This window comes from Roseibium sp. RKSG952, from assembly GCF_009711355.1.
Window position 1 is genome coordinate 1 of the sequence record NZ_SMMF01000365.1, and the last position, 726, is coordinate 726.

Sequence of the window (726 nt, forward strand, 5' to 3'; positions counted from 1 at the left end):
CCCGTCAGCAACGCGAATCTCGTCGCGCAGACTGACGGCCTACCCTGTTTTTTAGGAAACGCCCGCCGTGAGTGCCCTTGCGCGCTTGAATGCCTCATCGATCCGTTTCATGTCTTCTGCCTCGGCTGCGAACGCATCAGCATCGGGCACACCTACGGCATTCAACATCCGTAACAGAGGAATAACCGCCGTGCCGCCATTTGAATTTTTCCATTCGTGTACATTACGCGAATCATGCGTCCAATCACGAAGTTCAAACGGACCCATCCCGCCGAATTCATTCCAGACCTTATCGGCGCACTTCAGGTCAGCATCACTCAACTCATCAAGATCATCAACCGTCAGGCTGTCATTTGCGAGCGCAACGGTGTGCTTCTCGCGGTCTTTGAGAAAATCGGTCCATCCAGCATCGTCCGGAATTTGGCCATTGATGTAACCGAGAGTCATTGAGTTCACCGGGCCGTGCGGCAGGGAGACTCGATCTTCATCTAGGACAGGAAACCCATAGGAGCGCACACTTTCCCTGTCGACCAAATATACCAGCTTGATGGCTTTCAAAACATTCAGCTGATCCGCCCCCGCCTTCATGATGAGGTAAGCGATAAGCTGCGCAGCCTTTTTGGGTTCATAGCTCATGAGTCTCCGCGCCTTTTCTACGCGATTTAATACCGTAACTGCTCCCCGACCTGAGGGATGAGGCTCCCTGCTTCAGCGGCTGCGGCCAAT

At 53.7% G+C, this 726-nt stretch carries 1 protein-coding gene; it reads right to left on the reverse strand.

Going from position 1 to position 726, the window contains the following annotated elements:
* Positions 1-51: 51 nt before the first annotated feature.
* Positions 52-636, reverse strand: coding sequence for a Panacea domain-containing protein (locus tag E1297_RS01075; protein WP_155132810.1), 585 nt, complete (start codon positions 634-636; stop codon positions 52-54).
* Positions 637-726: the final 90 nt, after the last annotated feature.

Coding starts and splice junctions, on each gene's coding strand:
- E1297_RS01075 (WP_155132810.1), bottom strand. CDS start 636: ATGAGCTATGAACCCAAAAAGGCTGCGCAGCTTATCGCTTACCTCATC.